Consider the following 20697-nt stretch of genomic DNA (forward strand, 5'->3'; position numbering starts at 1 on the left):
GCCCCGGCGGTTCGCCCCCACTCACCGATGATGTCCCGGTGTGCCTGGTCAGCGCGGATAGACCGTGAACTCCGGTCGCTTCTCGCCGGTCGGGGGCACCTTGTAGTGGCGCAGGGTGAAGCCCATCATGTCGCGGAAGGCCGGGCCGGCGATCGCGCCGCCGCCCCCACCCGGGGTGTGCGCGAAGACGGCGATCACGTAGCGCGGGTTCTCCGCCGGGGCCATCCCGATGAACGAGGCGACCTCGCCGGGCTGCTTCTTCCCGTCGACCAACCGCCAACCGGTGCCGGTCTTGCCGGCGACCCGGTAGCCCGGGATCGCGGCCGTCAGGCCGGTGGCGTCCTCGACGGTGGTCACCGCCTCCAGGATGCTGCGCAGGGCGGCGGCGTTCTCCGGGCTGAGCACCTTCCGGGTGGCCGGCGGCTTCGTCGGGGTGCGCTTGCCGTTCGGGTCGATGGTCTCCTTGACCAGGCGCGGCTGGACCCAGGTGCCGTTGTTGGCGATCGTCGCGTAGACGGCGGCCATCTGCAACGGGGTGGCGTCCACGCTGTGTCCGATCGGCACCGACCCGTACGACGAGTCGCTCCACTCCGACGGCGGCAGCAGCCGGCCGGGCGCCTCGCCGGGCATGCCCACCTCGGTCCGCTGGCCCAGCCCGAAGCGCCGCTGGTATTCGTAGAGCTTCTCCTTGCCGAGCTGATCGGCGATCTTGATGGTGCCGACGTTGGAGGAGTAGGCCATCATCCCCGGCAGGCTCATCCGCTGTCCGTGCGCCTTGTGCGTGTCGGAGAACCAGGTGTCGCCCTTGAGGATGGAGTTCTCCACCGGGAAGGCGGTGTCGGGCGTGATCACGCCCTCCTGGAGCGCCGCACCGAAGGTGATCGCCTTGTGCACCGAGCCGGGGTCGACCACGAAGCTGGTGGCCGCGTCCTCCCGGTCGGTGGGCTTGCTCTTGTCCGGAGCGGCGGCGTTGTACGTGGGATGGCTGGCCTGGGCGAGGATCTCACCGGACGGGATCTCGATGACGATCGCCGCGCCGGTGCTGCCGCTGACCTTGGCCATCCGGTCGCTGAGGATCTCCTGCGTGCGGTACTGGAGGTCCCGGTCGGTGGTGAGGGTGAGCGAGCTGCCCGGCTGCGCCTCGGTGGTCTCGCGGTAGCCGCCGGGGATCGGCGCGTTCAGGTCGCCCTTGCCGATCTCGAAGACCCGCTTGCCGTCCTCGCCGTCGAGCAGGTCGTCGTAGCGGGCCTCCAGACCCTCCAGCCCGACCATGTCCGGACTGGTGAAGCCGATCAGGTTCGCCGCCAGGTCACCGCCGGGCACCTCGCGGCGCTCGTCGCGGTGCGCGCCGATGCCGGGCAGCTCCAACGCCATGATCTTCCGGGCGGTGGCGATGTCGACGCCCCGGGCGAGGTACTCGAACTGCGACTCGCGGCCGTCCTCACGGGTGCGCGGGGCCATCCGCTCGGTTAGTTCCGAGGCGGGGATGCCGAGCAGCGGGGAGAGCGCCCGGGCGGTGGCCGGGATGTCCTTGACGCGGGTCGGGTCGGCGAAGACGTACCGGGCCTCGACGCTGTGCGCCAGCGGCTTGCCGTCGCGGTCGTAGATCGCCCCGCGCGGGGCCGGCAGGTCCACCGTACGCAGCCGGTCGGCGACGCCACCCCCGGCGTACGCGGGGGCCTCCACGGCCTGGAGCGCGACCAGGCGGATGCCGATGACCGCGAACATGGCGAGGGTGAGGACGGTGCCGAGCCGTAGCCGGCGGCGTGAGTCGGCGAGCAGCGGCGCACGGCGCGGCTTGCGCACGGGCCGTCGCGCGGCGGACGCCGGTCGTGGGGTACGACGACGCGGCGGCGGGGGTTCCTCGCTCCCCGGGGTGCCAGCCGGGTCGACGGTGCGGATCACGGTGGTACGGGTGGCCGGCGCGGCCCGGCGGCCGGTGCGCCCGGCCCCGGTCCGCCCTCCGTCGAGCACCTGGAGGGCCGGGCGGAACGGGTCGGCGGAGCGCCCGCCGCGCGGGTTGCGGCGCTGGTCGGTTCCGGTGGTACGGCGGGCGGCGGCGGTGCGTTCCTCACGCTCGCTGCGGCCCGGCAGCCCGGACTCGCGGGCGGCGCGGTCCTCCCGACCGGTCCCCCGCGCGAACCCGGCGCGCTCGTCGCGGCTCTCCCGGACGGTACGGCCCCGAGGCGTGTACGAGCGCGCGTCGGAGATCCCGCCGACGCCCGGCTCACGCGGCTCGCCACCCCGGTTGCCCGCGGCACGTGACGAACCGCGCCGGGAGCCTGTGGCGTCCCGGCGCGGTTCCTCTGGTCTCGGGGCCACGGGTCAGTCTCCCGCGCCCTGCTGGCTCGTGATGGCCGGCTGGCCGCCCGCCGGGCGGGGCACACCGATCATCCGGCCGTCCGGCAGCTGGATGAAGGCCGGCTCGTCCGACTCGACCAGCCCCAGCTTGCGGGCCTCGGCGGTCAGGTTGCCCGGTGCCTCGTGCTCGGCGATCTGCTTCTTCAGCTGCTGCTCGTCGACGTCGAGTTTGGCCTGCTGCTGCTGGAGCTTCTCCAGCCGGAAGGCGTTTTCGTTGATCTTGGTGTTGACCAGCAGGATGCCGAGCACCCCGCCGACCACCAGGACCAGGACCAGGCCCACGAAGGGCGCCCGCGGCACGGAGACCGGCGGCGGCGGGGCGACCCGCAGTCGCGGCGCGGTCGGCCGCGCGGTGCCGGCGCTCCGCTCCGCCGGCCGCAGCGCGGCACTGCCCTGGGTCGGGAACTCGCGCGCCCCCCGGGCGCGAGTCTCACCCTGCCGCCGGGCCCGGTCCGATCCGGTTGCGCCGGTTCCCACCGACGCGGTCCGCGCCGCCACGGTCCGGCCCCCCGACCGCGGTGTACGCTGCCCCGCGCCGGGAAGGTCCCGGCGGTCGCGCTTGTTGACGTTCATGATCCCTCCCCCTTTTCGTCGTCCGTCGTCGTGCCGTCGTCCGGGGCTTCCCGCAGGTCCACTGTGGAACCCGTGGTCAACCCCACCCCCTGGTGCATCGCCCTGGCCCGCCGGCGGTACCGTTCGCGTTCGGCACCGCGTGGGCGTTCCGCGTCGGGATCGATCCGCTCCGCGGCACGCAGCCGCACCGAGGCGGCCCGTGGGTTCGCCGTGACCTCCGCCTCCCCGGCCAGCTCGGCGCCCCGGCTGAGCAGCCGGAACGTCGGGCCGGTGCCGGGCAGTTCGACCGGGAGGTCGACCGGACCCTGACGTCGGGTCCGCTCGGCGAGCGCCGCCTTGGTGAGCCGGTCCTCCAGTGACTGGTAGGACAGGACCACCATGCGGCCACCCACGGTCAGCGTGTCGAGCGCGGCCGGCAGCGCCGTCTCCAGCGCTGCCAGTTCTCTGTTTACCTCGATCCGTAAAGCCTGAAACGTTCTCTTTGCCGGGTGACCGCCCGTTCGTCGCGCCGGCGCCGGAATGGCCGCCTCGACCAGTTCCGCCAGCCGGGCCGTCGAGGTGATCCGCCCCCGCTCCCGTTCCCGGAGAATCGCCGAGGCGATCCGACCGGCGAAGCGCTCCTCGCCGTAGGTCCGCAGGACGCGGGCCAGGTCCGGATGGGAGTAGGTGTTGACCACCTCCTCCGCGGTCGTCCCCCGGGTCTGGTCCATCCGCATGTCCAACGGAGCGTCCCGCGCGTAGGCGAACCCGCGGTCGGGTTCGTCCAGTTGCAGCGAGGAGACCCCGAGATCGAAGAGGATCCCGTCGACGGCCGGGACACCCAGCCGGTCGAGCACCTCGGGCAGTTCGTCGTAGACGGCGTGCACGAGATGGATCCGGTCGGCGAAGCGGGCCAGCCGGGCCCGGGAGTGCGCCAGTGCCTCGGTGTCCCGGTCCAGCCCGATCAGGGTGGTCCGGGGATGTGCCTCGAGCACCGCCTCGGCGTGTCCGCCCAGACCCAGCGTGGCGTCGACGTGGACCGTCGCCCCGGACCGGTCCAGCGCGGGGGCCAGTAGCTCGAGACACCGCTCGAGCAGTACCGGCACGTGCGTGCCGCGTAGCTCCCCCATGTCGACCCCCACTGGTTCCGGACCTTCTCTCTCGTGTTGTCTGTGTCGCCGCTCCGACGCCCCGTCGTACCGCCAGATCCCCATCCGCTCCCGCCCGCTCCCCGACCGCGGCTCGAGGAGACCGGATCGTGCCCCTGGCACCGGGGAAGGGGTGCCAGGAACGCGAAGCGGCTGGAGATCTCGCAGTACGTCGGGCGCCGTCACGCCCTACAGACCGCCGGGCAGCACCCCCTCCGGTATGTCGGAGAAGTCCTCCTCGCCGACCGCGCTGTAGGTTTCCCAGGCGGCCCGGTCCCAGATCTCCACGCGGGAGTACTCGCCGACCACCGCCAGGTCGCGGTCCAGGTCGGCGTAGGCCCGCAGGTGGGCCGGGATGGTGATCCGCCCCTGCTTGTCGGGAACCTCGTCGTGCGCGCTGGCGAAGAAGATCCGGCTGTACGCCCGCATGGCCCTGTTCGTCATCGGTTGCTGACGCAACTGGTCGGCGATGCGCTGGAACTCCGGCGTCGGGAAGACACAGAGGTAACGTTCTCGCCCCTTGGTGATCACGACACCCCCCGCCAGTCCGTCCCGGAACCTCGCCGGAAGGATCAACCGGCCTTTGTCGTCCAGGCGCGGAGTGTGGGTGCCGAGAAACACGGCCCTACCCCCTCGCCCTTCGACGGCGTTCGCGGCGCCGCTGACCCCCCGGGCCGGTGGGCCCTCCCGGCCTCACCATTGGGCTCCACTCTACTCCACTTCCCTCCACCTGCAACCGGAAACGACCCTTCGGCGCGTCGCGCCGGAAGACAAAACTGCACGTCAGAAGGGGTGGAGCGAAGTGGGTGGCGGAAACGCCCCGCCACCGGCGTCCGTTTTCCGACATTGATCGACTCCATCCGGTGGACCAAGATCCACCCGGCCGGCGCGCGGGCCGCCTCCGGCCGGCGGGCCCCGCGCGTCCGCCCGGCCACCCGGCCGCCCCGGCGGGTGGGGACACCCGCCCGAACGGTTCGCCGTCGGCGGCGATCTGACGGAGTGACCGGTCCGGTAACCTCGCTCGGGTGACGGACGCGAAGATGCCCCTGCGGGCAAAGGTGGCCAGCTCCGTGTCGCGCACTGCCGCGGCACTGTCGCGGGCCGCGGGCCGCGGGGACGGCTCGGTGATCGGTGGCTGGATCGGCCTGAAGATCGACCCGGACCTGCTGGCCCACCTCTCGGCGGGGCGGGCCATCGCCCTGGTCTCCGGCACCAACGGCAAGACCACCACCACACGGCTCACCGCCGCCGCGGTCGGCGTGCTCGGCACCGTCGCCACCAACTCGTTCGGGGCGAACATGCCCACCGGGCACACCTCCGCGCTGGCCAAGGCCGGCAGCACCCCGTACGCGGTGCTCGAGGTCGACGAGCACTACCTGGCCCAGGTGATGGAGGCCACCGAGCCGCACGTGGTGGCCCTGCTCAACCTCTCCCGCGACCAGCTCGACCGGGCCAAGGAGGTCGCCATGATGGCGCAGCTCTGGCGGGCCGCGCTGGTCCGCCACCCGGAGCTGCACGTGGTGGCCAACGCCGACGACCCGATGGTGGTCTGGGCGGCCACCCCACCGGCCAGCCACGACCACCGGATCACCCCACCCACGGTGGTCTGGTTCAGCGCCGGCCAGCGGTGGCACGACGACTCCTGGGTCTGCCCCGAGTGCGGTTCGTCCATCCAGCGCTCCGGCGAGCAGTGGTGGTGCTCCGGCTGCCCGCTGCGCCGACCCCAGCCGCACTGGGTCGTCGAGGACGACGGCGTCGTCGACCCGACCGGCGCGTGGCACAAGGTCGTCCTCCAGCTGCCCGGACGGGTCAACCTCGGCAACGCGGCCACCGCGCTCGCCGTCGCCGCCGAGTTCGGCGTCCGCCCGGTCGACGCGGTCTCCCGGCTCTCCGGGGTCACCTCGGTCGCCGGCCGGTACGCACAGGTCGACCGGGACGGTCGCAACATCCGGCTGCTGCTGGCGAAGAACCCGGCGAGCTGGCTGGAGGCCTTCGACATGGCCGACCACGCCCCGACACTGCTCTCCATCAACGCCCGTGACCCCGACGGCCTGGACACCTCCTGGCTGTTCGACGTCGACTTCGGCCCGCTGCGCGGCCGGCAGGTGCTGATCACCGGTGACCGGGCCTACGACCTGGCCGTCCGTCTCGACGTCAACGACGTACCGTTCCAGCACGTCCGCTCGTTCGACGAGGCGGTCCGCAGCGTCCCTGCGGGCCGGCTGGAGGTCATCGCCAATTACACCGCGTTCCAGGACATCCGAGCGGAGTTGGACCGTGTCAACTGAGAGCCTGCGCATCGTCTGGATCTACCCCGACCTGCTCTCCACCTACGGCGACCGGGGCAACGTGCTGATCCTGGCCCGTCGGGCGCAGCAGCGCGGGATGCCGGTCGAGGTGCTGGAGGTCCGCTCCGACCAGCGGCTGCCCACCGCCGCCGACATCTACCTGATCGGCGGTGGCGAGGACGGCCCGCAGGCGCTGGGCGCGCAGCGGCTGCTCGCCGACGGCGGGCTGCACCGCGCGGTCGCCCAGGGTTCGGTCGTCTTCGGTGTCTGCGCCGGCTACCAGCTGCTCGGCACCTCGTTCTTCGCCAAGGGCACCCGCTGCCAGGGGCTTGGCCTGCTCGACCTCCAGTCGGACCGGGGTCCGTCCCGGGCGGTCGGCGAGCTCGCCGGGGACGTCGACCCCCGGCTGGGCCTGCCCCCGCTGAGCGGCTTCGAGAACCACGGCGGACGTACCCACCTGGGGGCGGGGGTCGCGCCGCTGGCCCGGGTCACCGCCGGCGTGGGCAACGACGGCCAGACCGAGGGGGCCTGGCGGGGCAAGCTGCTCGGCACCTACTCCCACGGTCCGGCGCTGGCCCGCAACCCGGCCCTGGCCGACCTGCTGCTGAAGTGGGCCACCGGGGCGCACCAGCTCCCCCCGCTCGACGACACCTGGCCCGAGCGGCTGCGCGCCGAACGCCGGGCCGCGGTGGCCGCCGCCCGGCCGTGATCCCGGCGGTCCGGCGGCTGCTCGCGCAGCGGTCGGCCGTCCGGTTCGCGTCCCTGCTGCTCCTGCTGGGGTGCTTCGCGCTGCTGCTGGTGCTGGTGCCCCGGCCGGAGCTGGCCGACCTGCCGGCGCACGCCGACCGGCTGGGCGCCGCCGCCCCGGTGGCCGCCATCGTCGGCGGCGCGGTGCTGCTGGTCGCCCTGGTGCCCCGCACCTTCGTCACGCTGGCCTCGGGGGTGCTCTTCGGCGCGCTCGAGGGGGCCGTGTACGCCCTCGGTGCCGCGCTGCTCGCGGCGGCGCTCGGGTTCGCGGTCGGCCGGCTCCTCGGTCGGGAGTTCGTCGCCGAACGGATCCGGGGCCGGCTCGCCCGGCTGGACCGCTGGTTCGCCCGGCAGAGCGTGCTCGGCGTGATGACCGTACGGCTGCTGCCCATCTCCGGGTTCGGACTGGTCAGCTACGGCTACGGCACCACCGGCGCGCGGCTGCTGCCGTTCCTGGTCGGTAGCGTGCTCGCCTCGGCACCCACCGCCTTCGGCTACGCGGCGCTCGGCGCGGCGGTCAGCACCCCCGACGAGGTGAACTGGCTGACCGTCGCCCCCGCCGGGCTCGGCCTGGTCGCCACCGTCGTGCTCGGCCACACCTGGTGGCGGGCGGAACGCCGCCGTCGTGCCGGCGGGCAGGTCAGCCCGCCGGCGTGACCAGTCCGGCGTCGTAGGCGGCGATGACCAGGTGCACGCGGTCCCGCGCGCCGAGCTTGGTGAGCAGGCGTCCGACGTGCGCCTTCGCGGTGGCGACGCTGATCGTCAACTCGTCGGCGATCTCGCTGTTGGACAGGCCCCGGCCGACCAGCGTCAGCACCTCCCGTTCCCGCCCGGTCACCCCGTCGAGGGGACGCGGACGGGCCGCCGGTGCCGCGCGGCGGGCGAACTCGGCGACCAGCCGGCGGGTGACACCCGGCGCGAGCAGGGCGTCCCCGGCGGCCACCACCCGGATCGCGGTGAGAATGTCGTCGAGGGCCATGTCCTTGACCAGGAAACCGCTCGCGCCGGCCCGCAGCGCGGCGTGCACGTGGTCGTCGTCGTCGAAGGTGGTGAGGACGAGGATCCGGCTCGGCCCGCCCTGCGCGGTGATCGCCCCGGTGGCCCGGATGCCGTCCATCCCGGGCATCCGCAGATCCATCAGCACCACGTCGGGCCGCACGTCACCGGCCAGCCGGACGGCGTCCGCACCGGTGCCCGCCTCACCGACGACCTCGATGTCGGGCGCGTCCGTGATGAGTACCCGCAGGCCGGCGCGGACCAGCGGCTGGTCGTCGACGAGCAGCACCCGGATCCGACCGGCCGTGGCGCGGACGGCCTCCCCCGGGCCGGTCACCGCGTCACCGGCGCCGGCAGGGGCAGCCGTACGGCGACCCGGAAGCCGCCCTCGGGACGGGGGGCCGCGGTGAACTGGCCGCCCAGCAGCGCGACGCGCTCCCGCATGCCGACGATGCCGTGCCCCTCGCCGCCGACCGGACCGCCCCGGCCGTCGTCCATCACCTCGACCTCCAGTTCGTCGGGGTGATGCCCGACCACCACCCGGCAGGTGGCGGTGCCGGCATGCCGTACCACGTTGGTGATCGCCTCCTGCACGATGCGGAACACCGCGAGGCCGATGTCGTCCGGGACGGGTCCGACCCGCCCGACCCGGCACAGGTCGACCCGGATCCCGGCGTCCGCCCCGGCGGCGACCAGGCGGTGCAGGTCGTCCAGGCCGGGCGTCGGGTCCAGCGACGGCCCGGACTCCGGGCGGCGCAGCGCGCCGAGCGTACGCCGCAGCCCGGCGAGGGTGTCCCGGCTGGTGGCCTCGATGGTCCGCAGCGCGGCCCGCGCCTGTGCCGGCTGGGTGTCGATGACCCGGGCACCCACGCCGGCCTGGATGGCGATGACCCCGATGCTGTGGGCGACCATGTCGTGCAGCTCCCGGGCGATGCGCAGCCGCTCGGCGGTGACCGCCTCGGCCGCGGCGTGCGACCGCAGCGCGGCGGCGTAACGGCGCCGGGCCCGCACCGAACTGCCCACCGTCGCGGCGGTGGCGACCGCCAGGACCGAGAGGACGGCCCGGTTCACCGGATCCCCGCCGGGGTTGACGAAGGCCGCGACGACCTGCACCACGAGCACCAGCGCGGTGGCCGGCAGGGCGAGCCGGCGGGAGCGGCTCGCGGCGACCACCCCCACCGTCACGTCCACCACGAGGAACTGCAGGTACCAGATGTCGGCGAGGTAGCTGTCCTCGGCGGAGTTGACCGTCGCGGTGACCAGCGTCGCGCCGGCGAGCATCAGCCCGAGGGCCACCAGGGGGCGGCGCGGCAGCAGACCCGCGGGCAGGGCGACCACCAGGGCCGGCAGCAGGTAGCGCAGCGGAATCCACCACCCGCCGAACCCGAACCCGTCGCCGCCGGCCTCCGCCACCGGGGCGTAGAGCACGGCGACGGGCTGCGCGGCGACGCCGATCCAGGGCAGCGCCGTCGACCGGACGGACGGAACACGGCGCGGCGGCTGGGCGGCTGGCATGCCGCACACGGTAGCCAGGTGGGGGCCGACGCGACATCGGCCCGTGGGCGTACGCCTCGGGGCGTACCGCCGGGGTTCGGATGTGGCCGCCGGCACGACGACCGGGCGGGGACGGCCCGACAGCCTGGACCACGTGATCCGAATGACCGCACTGACCAGACGGTACGGCCGCACGACGGCTGTCCACGACCTCACCCTCACCGTGCGCCCCGGTCACGTGACCGGATTCCTCGGCCCCAACGGGGCCGGAAAGTCCACCACGCTGCGCATGATCCTCGGTCTCACCGCGCCGACCAGCGGCAGCGTCACGGTGGACGGGGTCCGGTTCCGGGACCGGCCACGTGGGCTGCGCCACGTCGGCGCGCTCCTCGACGCCGCCGACCTCCAGGGCGGACGCAGCGCCGAGGCCCACCTCTGGGCCCTGGCCCGCAGCAACGGCATTCCGCGCTCGCGGGTCGACGCGACGCTGCGCGAGGTGGGCCTCGCCGGGGTGGCCCGGCGGCGCGTCGCCGGATTCTCGCTCGGCATGCGACAACGGCTGGGGATCGCCGCCGCGCTGCTCGGAGACCCGCCGGTGGTGCTGTTCGACGAACCGTTCAACGGCCTGGACCCGGAGGGCGTGCGCTGGGTACGCGGCCTGTTCCGGCGGCTGGCCGCCGAGGGCCGGACGGTCTTCGTCTCCAGTCACCTGATGAGCGAGATGGAGCACTGCGTCGACCGGCTCGTCGTCGTCGGCCGGGGACGGCTGCTCGCCGACCAGAGCCTCGCCGAGTTCGCCGCCGCGAGCGGGCAGGCCGGTGTGACCGTCCGTACCCCGCAGGAGACCACGCTCACCGCTCTGCTGATCGCCGAGGGTGGTGCGGTGCGGGCGGACGGCGACGGGACGGTCACGGTGACCGGCCTGGACGCGGAGCGGGTCGGTGACCTCGCCGCCGCCCACCGGATCCCGGTGCACCAGCTGGTGACCCGTACCCCCTCGCTGGAACAGGCCTTCATGGAACTGACCGCGAGCAGCGTGGAGCACCGCACCGGGGCGGTGACCCGATGACCGACCCCCGAGGTGGCCCGAGGACCGACCCCGGAGGTGGCCCGAGGACCGACCCTGCCCACCGGGACGGCGATGCCGGCCAGGGTGGCGTGGATGCCGCCCGTGGTCACGACCGCGCCGCCCGACGCCCGGCCCCGGCGACCGCACCGGCTCGTTTCCGGGACCTGGTCGCCGCCGAGTGGGTCAAACTCTGGTCGCTCCGCTCGACCTGGGGCGCCCTCGGGCTGATCCTCCTCGCCACGGTCGGGTTCGCCGTCTACGCCAGCCTCGACACGCGCCGCCAGTGGGCGGACTGGCCAGCCGACCGCCGGGACCTGCTGAACCCCCTGTGGGACGCGTTCCCCCAGCAGGCGCAGTTGTTCGTGGTGCTCGCCGCCAGCAGTGTCGGCGCGGTCGCGGTGGGCGGCGAGTACGCCTCCGGGCTGTTCCGGACGACCTTCGCGGCGGTGCCCGCCCGGGGATCCGTGGCCGCCGCGAAGCTCGTCGTGCTGACCGCCGCCACCACGGTTCTGGGGATGCTCGGCTCGGCGATCGCCTTCGCGGTCTCCCAGGCGATCCTGTCCGGCCGGGGTGGCATCTCGGTCGGTGAGCCGGGCGCACTGCGGGCGATCGGCGCGTCCGCGCTGCTGGTCCCACTCTGCACCCTCGTCGGCACCGGGCTCGGCGCGCTGGTCCGTCACACCGCGCCCGCGATCGTCACCGCCGCGACGGTCCTGCTCCTGCTGCCGACCGCGATCGACGACGACAGGCGGTTGACCGCCCTGATCCGGCACGCGATGCCGGTGCCCGCGTGGCAGCGCCTGCTCGAACAGGGCGACCCGCCGCCCTGGGCGGACGTCGCCCACCGGGCCACGGTCGGCGGCGCGTGGGCCACCTACGCCGGCTGGGCGCTGCTGGCCGCCCTGGTCACCGTGGTGGTCGTCCGACGCCGCGAACCCTGATCCATCCCGGCCACGCCGGGCGGGTCGGGTGGATGCAGGGGCCCCCTGCTCCGCAAAAAGCGGTAACAAGGGGCCCCTGCATCCACCCAACAAAACCAGCCCAACCGCCGGGTCAGGCGACCACCGACACCATCCGGCCCTTGACGACGATGACCTTGCGGGGCTCCTTGCCGGCCAGCGAGGCGGCGACCACCTCCAGAGCTGCCGCCCGCACCGCGTCCTCGGACGCGTCGGCGGGCACCTCGACCCGGCCCCGGACCTTGCCGTTGACCTGCACCGGGTAGGTGACCGTCTCGGAGACCAGCAGGGCCGGGTCGGCGGTCGGGAAGTCGGCGTACGCCAGCGAGCCGGTGTGGCCCAGCCGCTGCCACAGCTCCTCGGCGACGTGCGGGGCGAACGGGGCCAGCATCAGCACCAGCGGCTCGGCCACCTCGCGTGGCGTGGCGGTCAGCCGGGTCAGCCCGTTGGTCAGCTCGATCAGCTTGGCGATCGCGGTGTTGAACCGGATCCCCTCCATGTCGGCGCGGACCCCGTCGATCACCTTGTGCAGCAGCCGGCGGGTGGCCTCGTCGGCCGGGTCGTCGGTGATCCGCAGCGCGCCGGTGGACTCGTCGACCACCGTCCGCCAGACCCGTTGCAGGAAGCGGTACGAGCCGACCACCGCCCGGGTCTCCCAGGGGCGGGAGACCTCCAGCGGGCCCATCGACATCTCGTACACCCGGAAGGTGTCCGCGCCGTACGCCGCGCACATCTCGTCCGGGGTGACCACGTTCTTCAGCGACTTGCCCATCTTGCCGTACTCCCGGCGCACCTTCTCCTCGCCGTGGACGTACCGGCCGTCGACCTCGACGACCTCCTCGGCGGGCACGTACACGCCCCGGGCGTCGGTGTAGGCGTACGCCTGGATCATGCCCTGGTTGAACAGCCTGCGGAACGGCTCGAACGACGACACGTGGCCCAGGTCGTACAGCACCTTGTGCCAGAACCGGGCGTACAGCAGGTGCAGCACGGCGTGCTCGGCGCCGCCGACGTACAGGTCGGTGCCCCCGCAGTCACCCTCGCCGCGCGGTCCCATCCAGTACCGCTCGTTCTCCGCGTCGACGAACCGCTCGGAGTTGGTCGGGTCCAGGTAGCGCAGCTCGTACCAGCAGGAGCCGGCCCACTGCGGCATCACGTTGGTCTCCCGGGTGTACCGCTGCGGGCCGTCCCCCAGGTCCAGCTCCACCTCGACCCAGTCGCGGCGCCGCGACAGCGGGGTCTCCGGGTTCGAGGCGGCGTCGTCCGGTGCGAACGTCTTCGGGGAGAAGTCGTCCACCTCGGGCAGCTCGACCGGCAGCATCGACTCGGGCAGCGCGACGGCGGCACCGGTGGCGTCGTAGACGATCGGGAAGGGCTCGCCCCAGTAACGCTGCCGGCTGAACAGCCAGTCGCGCAGCCGGTAGGTGACCGCCCCGGTGCCGTGTCCGTTGGCCTCCAGCCACTCGACGACCCGGGCCTTGGCCTCGGCCACCCCCAGCCCGTTCAGGTCCAGGCCGCGGTCGGGCGCGGCGCTGTTGACCGCCGGCCCGTCCCCGGTGTACGCGTGGCCGTCGAAGCCCTCCGGCGGCTGCACGGTCCGGACGATCGGCAGGTCGAACGCCTCGGCGAAGTCCCAGTCCCGCTCGTCCTGCGCCGGCACCGCCATGATCGCGCCGGTGCCGTAGCCGGCCAGCACGTAGTCGGCGATGAAGATCGGGATCTGCCCGCCGGTCACCGGGTTGGTGGCGTACGCGCCGACGAAGACGCCGGTCTTCTCCTTCGTCTCGGCCTGCCGCTCGGTGTCGGTGCGGGCCGCCGCCGCCTTCCGGTACGCCTCGACCGCCGCGCGCGGGCTGGCGTGTCCTGCGGTCCACACGTCCTTCGTCCCCTCCGGCCAGGCAGCCGGCACCAGCGCGTCGACCAGCTCGTGCTCGGGGGCCAGCACCATGTAGGTGGCGCCGAAGACGGTGTCCGGACGGGTGGTGAAGACCCGCACCGGGGCGGCCGGGGTGGCGAAGTCGATGTTCGCGCCGGTGGAGCGGCCGATCCAGTTGCGCTGCATCAGCTTGACCGGCTCCGGCCAGTCCATCGCGTCCAGGTCGTCGACCAGCCGGTCGGCGTACGCGGTGATCCGCATCATCCACTGCTTCAGGTTGCGCTTGAAGACCGGGAAGTTGCCCCGATCCGAGCGCCCGTCGGCGGTGACCTCCTCGTTGGCCAGTACGGTGCCCAGCCCCGGGCACCAGTTGACCGGGGCCTGGGAGACGTACGCCAGCCGGTGGTCGTCGACGACCTTCCGCTGCTCGGCGGCGGTCAGCTCGGCCCAGGGGCGGCCGTCCGGGGTGGGCCGGGTCCCGGCGACGAACTCGGCAACCAGCTCGTCGATCGGGCGGGCCTTCCGGGCGGCCGTGTCGTACCAGGAGTTGAAGACCTGCAGGAAGATCCACTGGGTCCAGCGGTAGAACCCGGTGTCGGTGGTGGCCACCGAGCGCCGGTCGTCATGGGCCAGGCCCAGCCGGCGCAGCTGCGCCCGGTACCGCTCGATGTTCGCCTCGGTGGTGGTGCGCGGGTGCGTGCCGGTCTGCACCGCGTACTGCTCGGCGGGCAGGCCGAACGCGTCGAAGCCCATCGCGTGCAGCACGTTGCGCCCGGCCATCCGCTGGTAGCGGGCGTAGCAGTCGGTGCCGATGTAGCCCAGCGGGTGTCCGACGTGCAGGCCCGCGCCGGACGGGTAGGGGAACATGTCCAGCACGTAGAGCTTCTCCGCGCCGGACCGGGGGTGCCCGGGGTCGGCCAGCGGGCCGCTCGGGTTCGGGGCGCGGAACGTCCCCTCCCGCTCCCAGGTGTCCTGCCAGCGCTGTTCGATCTCACCGGCCAGCGCCGCGGTGTACCGGAACGGGGGGATGTCGCTCGCGGCTGCCTCAGTCATCGCGTGTCCTCGCTTCGCTCGTGGCCGCCGGGGCCGAGCCTCGGCCGTGCTGGTGACGCCCCGTCGCGGGGCGTCGGTGCCTGTCGTGCCCCGTGACGGGGGCGTCGTGCTGGTGACGCTCCGTCGCGGGACGGAGGTCAGGTGTCGGTTCGCCGTGGTCTGCTCGGGGCACAAAAAAGCCCCTCGCGCAGGAGGGGTCGCCGTGCTGTCGCGCGTTCAGCGCATCAGCACGGCCCGGTAAGGAGCAGCTGGAAACCGGCCATGAACGGGAGTGTACCCGCCGCCGCCCGGAGCGTGCCGCAGGCTTCCACCCGACGGGACGGCGGTGGTGGCCCGGCCCGTCGGCGACCACCGGCAGAATCCGCCACGCCACCGCCGCCACCAGCGGCGCAATTCCCCCGTCAGACGGTTATTCGGTGTGTAACCGACCGTCTACCTGCGGCGTTCGGCGCGGGCGGGAAACATGGTTAGCCTGAGTTATCAGTGATTCCTGCGGCAATAGAGGCTCGACGCGCGAACCCCACGGCGGGTCCAGGTGCTCTATACAGAGCTGCCGTCCAGGCGACGAGAGGGAGGCCCGTTGACACAACAGACCTGGGACGAGGTGGGCGGCGTCCTGCCGCACGACGAGTTCCGCGCCGCCAGTGAAGCCATCGTCGCCAATATCGAGCAGGTCATCGAGGGTAAGACAGCCACCGTGCGGCTCGCGCTCGCGGTGCTGCTCGCCGAGGGTCACCTGCTCATCGAGGATGTTCCCGGGGTCGGCAAGACCAAGCTCGCCAAGGCGATGGCCCGGTCCATCGACTGCACCGTACGCCGTATCCAGTTCACCCCCGACCTGCTCCCCAGCGACGTCACCGGGGTCAGCGTCTACAACCAGGAGACCCACGACTTCGAGTTCCGCCCCGGTGCGGTCTTCGCCAACCTGGTCGTCGGCGACGAGATCAACCGGGCCTCGCCGAAGACCCAGTCGGCGCTGCTGGAGTGCATGGAGGAGCGGCAGGTCACCGTCGACGGCGTCACCTACCAGCTCCAGACCCCGTTCATGGTGATCGCGACGCAGAACCCGATCGAGATGGAGGGGACGTACCCGCTCCCCGAGGCGCAGCGCGACCGGTTCACCGCGCGGATCGCCATGGGCTACCCCGGCCCCGAGGCCGAGCTGGCCATGCTCGACGGGCACGGCGCGGTCGACCCGCTGGACGACCTGCGGCCGGTTTCCGACGCGGCGATCGTCCGGCAGCTCATCGCCACGGTCCGCGAGGTGCACGTCGCCGACGCGGTGAAGCAGTACGCCATCGACCTGGTCACCGCCACCCGCGAGGCCCCCGAGCTGCGGCTGGGCGCGTCCCCCCGGGCCACCCTGCAACTGCTGCGCACCGCCCGCGCGGTCGCCGCGCTGGAGGGGCGCGACTACGTCCTCCCCGACGACCTCCAGGCGTTGGCGGTCCCGGTGCTGGCGCACCGGATCATCCCGACCGCCGACGCGCAGCTCGCCCGGCGCACCACCGACGCGATCGTCTCCGACCTGGTGCACCGGCTCACCGTTCCGCAGGACCGCAAGCGCTCCCCGTACGACACCCGGCCGACCAGCGGGAACGGTCGCTCGGCGTACGAGCCGCGGAGGCGGTGACCGTGCGCGACGGGCTGCGCGGACTCACCACCCGCGGCCGGTCCTTCCTGGCCGCCGCCGTGGCCGCCGCGATCTCGGCACTGCTGCTCGGGGAGCGGGACCTGCTCCGGGTCGCGGTGCTGCTGGCCGTGCTGCCGCTGCTCGCCGCCGCGTACGTCGGGCGCAGCCGCTACAAGCTCGCCTGCGTCCGGTCGATGGACCCGCACCGGGCGCCGGTCGGGGCCAGCTCCCGGGTGGTGCTGCGGTTGCAGAACATGTCCCGCCTGCCCACCGGGACGCTGCTGCTCGAGGACCGGCTGCCGTACGCGCTGGGCAGCCGTCCCCGGGTGGTGCTGGAACGGCTCGGCGCGTTCCAGGCCAGCTCGGTGGCGTACACCGTCCGCGCCGACGTGCGCGGCCGGTACGAGGTGGGCCCGCTCGGCGTGCGGATGACCGACCCGTTCGGCCTCTGCGAGCTGAGCCGGGCCTTCCCGAGCACCGACCGGCTCACGGTGATCCCGCAGGTCACGCCGCTGCCGTCGATCCGGCTCCCCGGAGAGTACGCCGGCAGCGGCGACAGCCGGGCCCGCTCGGTGGCGGTGCACGGCGAGGACGACGCCGCGACCCGCGAGTACCGGATGGGCGACGACCTGCGCCGGGTGCACTGGAAGTCGACCGCCCGCACCGGGGAGCTGATGGTGCGCCGGGAGGAACAGCCGTGGGAGAGCCGGGCGACGGTGGTGCTGGACACCCGCGCGTACGGGCACCGCGGCGACGGGCCGACGGCGAGCTTCGAGTGGGCCGTCTCGGCCGCCGCGAGCATCGCCGTGCACCTGCGCCAGGCCGGCTACAAGCTGCGCCTGGTGACCGGCTCCGGAGCGGACGTGGACGCGACGGAGGCCGCCGGTGACGGGGTGCTCCTCGACCACCTCGCCGAGGTCCGGCTGGAGCAGCGGGGCGAGCTGACCACGCTGGTCGAGCGGGTCCGGCAGCGCGCCGACGGCGGGCTGATCATCGCCCTGCTCGGCTCGCTCAGCACCGCCGAGGCCCACCTGCTGGCCGCGTTGCGGGGCAACGGCGCCACCTGTGTGGCCTTCCTGCTGGACAGCGCCGGTTGGCTCAACCTGCCGGAGCGGGCCCGTGCCGAGGCCCAGCAGGCCCACGGTGCCGCCGCGCTCGCCCTGTTGCAGAGCGGGTGGCGGGTGATCGGGGTGGAACACGGCAGCCAGCTTCCGGTGCTCTGGCCGCAGGCGGCCCGCGGCTCGCAGGGGTTCGCGATGCGCGCCGCGCTGGCCGAGACGGTGGCCGGTGGCGTGAAGTGAGGGGGGACGAGTGATCGCGAACCGTGGGCTCGGCCTGGTGGCGGCGGCCGCGACGCTGCTCGCCGCCGCGCCGTTGTCGGCGATCTTCCAACGCTGGACGTGGCTGGTGCAGTCGGCCATCGCGGTGGCGGTGGTCGCCGGGGTCGCCGCGCTGCTGCGGCTGGTCCGGGCACCGCTGTGGGGTCAGGCGCTCGGCATGGCGGCCGGGCTGCTGATCGCACTGACCTGGATGTTCCCCAGCGGCAGCGAACTGGCCGCCGTGCTGCCCACGCCGGGCACCTTCGCCCACTTCGGCGAGCTGGTCGGCGGCTCGGTGCAGGACATGCGCTCGTACGGGGTGAAGGTCCCCGACACCGACCCGCTGCTCTTCATCACCGTGCTCGGGGTGGGCGGGGTGGCCGTGGTGGTCGACCTGCTCGCGGTGGGTCTACGCCGGCCCGCCCTGGCCGGTCTGCCGATGCTCGCCATCTACTCGGTGCCGGTCGCGGTCTACGTCGAGAGCGTCCCGCCGGTGCCCTTCGTGATCGGCGCGGCCGGCTACCTCTGGCTGCTGGTCAGCGACAACATCGACCGGGTCCGCCGGTTCGGCCGCCGGTTCACCGGTGACGGCCGGGACGTCGACGTCTGGGAAGCATCCCCGCTGGCCAGTGCCGGCCGTCGGCTGGCCGTGGTGGGGGTGGTGCTGGCCGTCCTCGCGCCGCTGGCGGTGCCCGGGATGACCGGCGGACTGCTGGACCGGCTCCAGTCCGGCACGGGCGACGGCGACGGGCGGGCCGGGGTCGGGGGCAGCCCCGGCCGGGTGGACCTGTTCGCCGCGCTCAGCGGCCAGCTCAACCAGTCCGAGGTGGCCGACCTGGTCAAGGTCACCACCAACGAGCCCAACCCGTTCTACCTGCGTTTCGGGGTCGCCGACGACCTGCGACCGGACGGTTTTCGGGTGCGTAACCCGTCCGGCCGGGCGGTCACCCGTGCCCTGCCCGACCCCACCAGCGGGGTGAGCGGGGTGCGGCAGGACCGGTACCGGGCCACCGTCGAGACCACCCGCGACCTCAACATGCCGCTGATGCCGGTCTACGCCGCACCGGTCCGCACGGACGGGCTGAACGGCAACTGGCTGTACGACCCGAACCTCCAGATCGTCTTCTCCAACCGGGAGAACTCCCGGGGCAAGCGCTACGAGTTCGACTACATCCGTTCCCGCTACACCCCGGAGCTGCTGCGCGGGGCCCCGTCGCTGTCCCCGTCGGACGCGATGGTGCAGCGGTTCACCGACACGCCGCCGGCCGGCGAGGTCGACGCGCTGGTCGAGGATCTGATCGCGGGACGCCAGACCGACTACGACCGGGTCCGGGCCATCTACGACCACTTCTCCGCCCGCAACGGGTTCCGCTACTCGCTGAGCACCGAGGGAGGCACCAGCGGTCGGGACATCGTCGACTTCCTCACCAACAAGGCCGGCTTCTGCCAGCAGTACGCCGCCGCGATGGCCTGGCTGGTGCGGGCGGCCGGCATCCCGGCCCGGGTGGCGTTCGGGTTCACCAACGGCAGCAGCCGGGACGGGGACACCTACGTCCTGACCAACCGGAACCTGCACGCCTGGACCGAGGTCTACTTCGAGGGCATCGGCTGGGTGCCGTTCGACGCCACTCCGGCGTACGGGGTGCCGGGCAACGCCCGCTCGGACTGGGCGCCGGACACCGACGCGCCCGACCCGGTCACCCCGTCGACCGGTGCCACGGCCGCGCCGGGCGAGACCGACCCGTCGGCCGGACCGGCCGGACCGGAGGAGGCCAACCGGAACGTCGACGAGGGGGTCGTTCCGACCACGGGCGCCCCGACGGAGCAGGCACCGGTCTGGCCGTGGTGGGTGGCCGCCGCCGTGGCGCTTCTGGTGCTGCTGGCCGTGCCGGCGTTGCGCCGGGTGACGCTGCGCCGCCGACGCGGGGCCGCGCCGGCCGCCTCGCCGGTCGCCACGCCGGCCGGCGAGGCCAGCGGGGCCGGTCCGCTGGTGGTGGTCGAGGCGGACGCCGACAGTGCCCGGGCCCGCGCGCACGCCGCCTGGGACGAGCTGCTCGACACCCTGGTCGACTACCGGGTCCGGGTGGACCGGACGGAGACCCCCCGGGCCACCGCCGACCGGCTGGTCCGGGAGTCCCTCGCCAAGGACGAGCCGGCCGCCACGGCGGTCCGCCTTCTCGGCCGGGCCGAGGAGCGGGCGCGCTACGCTCGCGACCCGCTGGTGGACGGTGAGCTGCACCCGGCGCTCGGGACGGTCCGCCACGCGCTCGGCGTCCAGGCGGACCGGCGTACCCGGCTCGTCGCGGCGGTCCTGCCGCCGTCGGTGCTGCTGCGCTGGCGCACGGCGGTCACCGACACCTCGTCCCGGCTGGTGACGGCGACCGGACGGGCCCGGACCCGACTGCTGCGGTGGAGCCCCCGGCGGCTCCTGGCGGGCCGAGCGGCCCGCTGACCGCAGAACGACATCGACGCCCGGTCGGCCCACGGTGGGCCGGCCGGGCGTCGGTGTCGGATGTCAGACCCGCCCCGCGTTCAGCAGGCGGTGGCCGGTGGAGCCGCCAGGGCCAGGCCACGGGAGCAGGTGGCGCCGGGCACGGCGGATCTCGCGTTCGCCACCGACGGGAAGCCCAGGGGCCCGGCACGGTGCTGACGCCGGCCCTGGGCACGGTGGTACGACGCGGGAGCGGGGCGGTTGGCCCCACCCTCGTCAGTCGGTGGTCAGCGGTGTCCCTCCGGACGCTGCCGCCATCGGTCCTCCAGCCGGTCCAGGAGCGACGACCGGCGACCGGCACGCCCCGCCCGGGGACGCCGCCGACTGGTGGTGCCCCCGACCACGTGCAGGTCGGGCGACTGCGCCCGGCGGTGCGACTGCACCGCGAACGCCGCTGACGCCAGCATCACGACGAAACCCGCCACCGCGAGCGGCGGGGTCTTGATCACCGCGCCGTAGACCACGAGGGCCAGGCCAATGATGATCACGCCGGCAGCGACGAGCAGGCGACGCCGCGTGTGGAAACGCGGGTCGCTGGCGCGCACGGCCGAGGCGAATTTGGGGTCCTCGGCAAGCGACCGCTCGATCTGCTCGAACAGCCGCTGCTCGTGCTCCGAGAGCGGCACGGCACTCCTCCCCGGTCACGTTGGTCGGCCCGTTCGGACCGACAGACCGTGGCAGCCGACCGGCTGCTTACCCGCAAGTCTACGA

Annotated in this window: 16 protein-coding genes; 8 read left to right on the forward strand and 8 right to left on the reverse strand. The window is 73.7% G+C overall.

The features are described from left to right. Positions 1–48: 48 nt before the first annotated feature. From IGA62_RS03440 to mraZ, 4 genes are all read right to left on the reverse strand, one after another. Entirely contained in the window at positions 49–2322 is a 2274-nt protein-coding gene (locus IGA62_RS03440) for a peptidoglycan D,D-transpeptidase FtsI family protein (RefSeq protein WP_145816275.1), read from the reverse strand. A 3-nt stretch (positions 2323–2325) separates the two neighbouring features. Beyond that, positions 2326–2934 (reverse strand): hypothetical protein, encoded by a 609-nt coding sequence (locus IGA62_RS03445; RefSeq protein WP_145816274.1) that lies wholly within the window; start codon positions 2932–2934, stop codon positions 2326–2328. Continuing rightward, positions 2931–4043 carry a 16S rRNA (cytosine(1402)-N(4))-methyltransferase RsmH gene (gene rsmH, locus IGA62_RS03450; protein WP_145821830.1) on the reverse strand — a complete coding sequence of 371 codons (1113 nt, stop codon included), beginning with the start codon at positions 4041–4043 and terminating at the stop codon, positions 2931–2933. The genes IGA62_RS03445 and rsmH overlap by 4 nt, the downstream gene beginning before the upstream one ends. Before the next feature lie 207 nt (positions 4044–4250). Beyond that, the gene (gene mraZ / locus IGA62_RS03455; protein WP_091459897.1) at positions 4251–4682 is read right to left on the reverse strand and encodes a division/cell wall cluster transcriptional repressor MraZ; all 432 of its coding nucleotides are present in this window, start codon (positions 4680–4682) and stop codon (positions 4251–4253) included. A 419-nt stretch (positions 4683–5101) separates the two neighbouring features. On the opposite strand from mraZ, the gene IGA62_RS03460 reads away from it, so the two are divergent. The 3 genes from IGA62_RS03460 to IGA62_RS03470 are packed head-to-tail and all read left to right on the forward strand — an operon-like array spanning position 5102 to position 7753. Next, a complete protein-coding gene (locus IGA62_RS03460; RefSeq protein ID WP_145821828.1) occupies positions 5102–6349 on the forward strand; it encodes a MurT ligase domain-containing protein in 1248 nt (415 codons plus the stop codon). Continuing rightward, complete coding sequence (locus tag IGA62_RS03465; RefSeq protein ID WP_145816272.1) at positions 6339–7058, forward strand: type 1 glutamine amidotransferase; 720 nt, start codon at positions 6339–6341, stop codon at positions 7056–7058. Before IGA62_RS03460 ends, IGA62_RS03465 begins: the two co-directional genes overlap by 11 nt. Beyond that, on the forward strand, positions 7001–7753 hold the full coding sequence (locus IGA62_RS03470; protein ID WP_377464425.1) for a TVP38/TMEM64 family protein: 753 nt from the start codon (positions 7001–7003) through the stop codon (positions 7751–7753). Before IGA62_RS03465 ends, IGA62_RS03470 begins: the two co-directional genes overlap by 58 nt. Here the strand turns inward: IGA62_RS03470 and IGA62_RS03475 are convergent. Both IGA62_RS03475 and IGA62_RS03480 read right to left on the reverse strand, forming a co-directional pair. Continuing rightward, a complete protein-coding gene (locus IGA62_RS03475) occupies positions 7737–8429 on the reverse strand; it encodes a response regulator (protein WP_232624865.1) in 693 nt (230 codons plus the stop codon). The two genes, IGA62_RS03470 and IGA62_RS03475, sit on opposite strands and share 17 nt — an antisense overlap. Then, positions 8426–9607, reverse strand: a complete 1182-nt coding sequence (locus IGA62_RS03480; RefSeq protein WP_145816270.1) for a sensor histidine kinase — start codon at positions 9605–9607, stop codon at positions 8426–8428. Before IGA62_RS03480 ends, IGA62_RS03475 begins: the two co-directional genes overlap by 4 nt. Positions 9608–9740: 133 nt before the next feature. Between IGA62_RS03480 and IGA62_RS03485 the strand changes: the two genes are divergently transcribed. Both IGA62_RS03485 and IGA62_RS03490 read left to right on the forward strand, forming a co-directional pair. Next, complete coding sequence (locus tag IGA62_RS03485; protein ID WP_186499758.1) at positions 9741–10655, forward strand: ABC transporter ATP-binding protein; 915 nt, start codon at positions 9741–9743, stop codon at positions 10653–10655. After that, complete coding sequence (locus tag IGA62_RS03490) at positions 10652–11596, forward strand: ABC transporter permease (protein ID WP_198501197.1); 945 nt, start codon at positions 10652–10654, stop codon at positions 11594–11596. The genes IGA62_RS03485 and IGA62_RS03490 overlap by 4 nt, the downstream gene beginning before the upstream one ends. 112 nt (positions 11597–11708) lie before the next feature. On the opposite strand, the gene leuS is transcribed toward IGA62_RS03490, so the two are convergent. Next, positions 11709–14543 carry a leucine--tRNA ligase gene (leuS, locus tag IGA62_RS03495; protein WP_145816269.1) on the reverse strand — a complete coding sequence of 945 codons (2835 nt, stop codon included), beginning with the start codon at positions 14541–14543 and terminating at the stop codon, positions 11709–11711. A gap of 580 nt (positions 14544–15123) precedes the next feature. Here leuS and IGA62_RS03500 point away from each other — a divergent pair. The 3 genes from IGA62_RS03500 to IGA62_RS03510 are packed head-to-tail and all read left to right on the forward strand — an operon-like array spanning position 15124 to position 19947. Further along, a complete protein-coding gene (locus tag IGA62_RS03500) occupies positions 15124–16176 on the forward strand; it encodes an AAA family ATPase (protein ID WP_145816268.1) in 1053 nt (350 codons plus the stop codon). A 2-nt stretch (positions 16177–16178) separates the two neighbouring features. Continuing rightward, a complete protein-coding gene (locus IGA62_RS03505) occupies positions 16179–17477 on the forward strand; it encodes a DUF58 domain-containing protein (RefSeq protein WP_145821825.1) in 1299 nt (432 codons plus the stop codon). 10 nt (positions 17478–17487) lie between these two features. After that, complete coding sequence (locus IGA62_RS03510) at positions 17488–19947, forward strand: transglutaminase TgpA family protein (protein WP_145816267.1); 2460 nt, start codon at positions 17488–17490, stop codon at positions 19945–19947. A 266-nt stretch (positions 19948–20213) separates the two neighbouring features. Here the strand turns inward: IGA62_RS03510 and IGA62_RS03515 are convergent, their stop codons facing one another. Further along, entirely contained in the window at positions 20214–20612 is a 399-nt protein-coding gene (locus IGA62_RS03515) for a DUF3040 domain-containing protein (protein ID WP_091459879.1), read from the reverse strand. Positions 20613–20697: the final 85 nt, after the last annotated feature.

It is taken from the genome of Micromonospora sagamiensis (assembly GCF_014680085.1).
In the GTDB taxonomy this organism is placed as follows: Bacteria; Actinomycetota; Actinomycetes; order Mycobacteriales; family Micromonosporaceae; genus Micromonospora; species Micromonospora inyonensis.